Origin of the sequence: Kocuria sp. NPDC057446 (assembly GCF_042802875.1) — a bacterium.
GTDB lineage: Bacteria > Actinomycetota > Actinomycetes > Actinomycetales > Micrococcaceae > Kocuria.
The window spans coordinates 1-2,432 of the sequence record NZ_JBHVDI010000263.1; the positions used below are offsets into that span (position 1 = coordinate 1).

Sequence of the window (2,432 nt, forward strand, 5' to 3'; positions counted from 1 at the left end):
CCCCGCGGGGAGTGCGGCCGCTGCCGTGCGTGCCGCCCGCGCAGGTCCGCGCGGGCGCTCAGCTCACGCGCTGAGCGATGAGAGGACCCGGTTGAAGGTCTCCGAGGGGCGCATCACCGAGAACGTCTTCGCGTCGTCCGGGCGGTAGTAGCCGCCGATGTCGGCGGGCCGGCCCTGCACGGAGAGCAGCTCCTCGTTGATCGCGTGCTCGTGCTCGGCCAGCTGCTCCGCCACGGAGGCGAAGGCCTGGGCGAGCTCGGCGTCCTCGTCCTGGCGCGCCAGCTCCTGGGCCCAGTACAGGGCCAGGTAGAAGTGGCTGCCGCGGTTGTCGATCTCGCCGGCCTTCCGGCTCGGGGACTTGTTCTCCTCGAGGAACGTGCCGGTGGCCCGGTCGAGGGTCTCGCCGAGGATCCGGGCGCGGGCGTTGTCGGCCGTGGTGGCCAGGTGGTCGAGACTCGCCGCGAGGGCGAGGAACTCGCCGAGGCTGTCCCAGCGCAGGTGGTTCTCCTCGACCAGCTGCTGGACGTGCTTCGGGGCGGACCCGCCCGCGCCGGTCTCGAACAGCCCGCCGCCGTTGATCAGCGGGACCACCGAGAGCATCTTGGCGGAGGTGCCCAGCTCGAGGATCGGGAACAGGTCCGTCAGGTAGTCGCGCAGCACGTTGCCGGTGACCGAGATGGTGTCCTCGCCGCGGCGGATCCGCTCGATCGAGAACGCGGTGGCCTCCTCGGGGGACATGATCTCGATCTGCAGGCCCTCGGTGTCGTGCTCGGTCAGGTACTGCTCGACCTTGGCGATGAGGTTGGTGTCGTGGGCGCGGGTGCGGTCCAGCCAGAACACGGCCGGGGTCTCGGAGGCGCGGGCCCGGGTCACGGCGAGCTTGACCCAGTCGCGGATGGCGACGTCCTTGGTCTGGCAGGCGCGCCAGATGTCGCCGGGGGAGACCTCGTGCTCGATGAGCACGGCGCCGGAGGAGTCGACGACCTGGACCGTGCCGGCCGCGGGGATCTCGAAGGTCTTGTCGTGGGAGCCGTACTCCTCGGCCTTCATGGCCATGAGGCCCACGTTCGGCACCGAGCCCATGGTGGTGGGGTCGAACGCGCCGTTGGCGCGGCAGTCGTCGATGACCACCTGGTAGACCCCGGCGTAGGAGCTGTCCGGCAGCACCGCGAGGGTGTCGGCCTCCTCGCCGTCGGGGCCCCACATGTGCCCGGAGGTGCGGATCATGGCCGGCATCGACGCGTCGACGATGACGTCGGAGGGCACGTGCAGGTTCGTGATGCCCTTGTCGGAGTTCACCATGGCGAGCTTCGGCCCCTCGGCGAGGCCCTTGTCCACGGCGGCCCGCACGTCGTCGCGCAGCTCGGCGGGCAGGGCGTCGAGGCCGTTGAGGATCGCAGCGAGCCCGTTGGCGGGGGACAGGCCCGCCTTCTCGAGGGCCGCGCCGTGGGCGGCGAAGAGCTCCGGGAAGAAGGCCTCGATCACGTGGCCGAAGATGATCGGGTCCGAGACCTTCATCATGGTGGCCTTCAGGTGCACCGAGAGCAGCACGTCCTCCCGCTGGGCCCGCTCGACCTGCTCCGCGAGGAACGCGTCCAGGGCGGCGGCGCGCATCACGGTGCCGTCCACGACCTCACCGGCCAGCACGGGGACGGAGTCCTTGAGCACCGTGGTGCTGCCGTCCTCGCCCACCAGGCGGATCGTCAGCGTGTCGTCGTCCGCCATGACCACGGACTTCTCGTTGTCCCGGAAGTCGTCGGCGCCCATCGTGGCGACGTTCGTCCTCGACTCCGCCGTCCACTCGCCCATCCGGTGCGGGTTCTTGCGGACGTAGTTCTTCACCGAGGCGGGAGCGCGGCGGTCCGAGTTGCCCTCGCGCAGCACCGGGTTGACCGCCGAGCCCTTGATCTTGTCGTAGCGGGCCCGAACCTCCTTCTCCTCCTCGGAGCGCGGCTCGTCCGGGTAGTCCGGGAGGTCGACGCCCTGCTCCTGCAGCTCCTTGACCGCGGCCTTGAGCTGCGGGACGGAGGCGGAGATGTTGGGCAGCTTGATGATGTTGGCCTCGGGCTTCTTGGCCAGCTCGCCGAGCTCCGCGAGGGCGTCGTCGACCCGCTGGTCCTCGGGCAGGCGGTCGCTGAAGGCCGCCACGATGCGCCCCGCCAGGGAGATGTCCCGGGTCTCCACCTCGACGCCGGCGGTCGAGGCGTAGGCCTCGATGATCGGCTTGAACGAGTAGGTGGCGAGCAGGGGCGCCTCGTCGGTGCGGGTGTAGATGATCTTGGCCATGTGCGGGCAGTCTCCCAGGATGTCGTCGGACCGGTGGTGGTGCTTCCTGGTGCCAAGATACCCGAGGCGGCGGCCCGCCCGCTGGCCGGCCGACGGGCGCGGCCGGTCCCGCCACGGCCACGGGCCCGTTCCCCGCGGGGAACGGG

General features: G+C 70.9%; 1 protein-coding gene. It reads right to left on the reverse strand.

Features of this window, described 5'->3' with window-relative positions:
• Positions 1 to 63: 63 nt before the first annotated feature.
• Positions 64 to 2,286, reverse strand: a complete 2,223-nt coding sequence (locus ACFU0Y_RS17890; RefSeq protein WP_380216275.1) for an NADP-dependent isocitrate dehydrogenase — start codon at positions 2,284 to 2,286, stop codon at positions 64 to 66.
• Between the last annotated feature and the right edge of the window lie 146 nt (positions 2,287 to 2,432).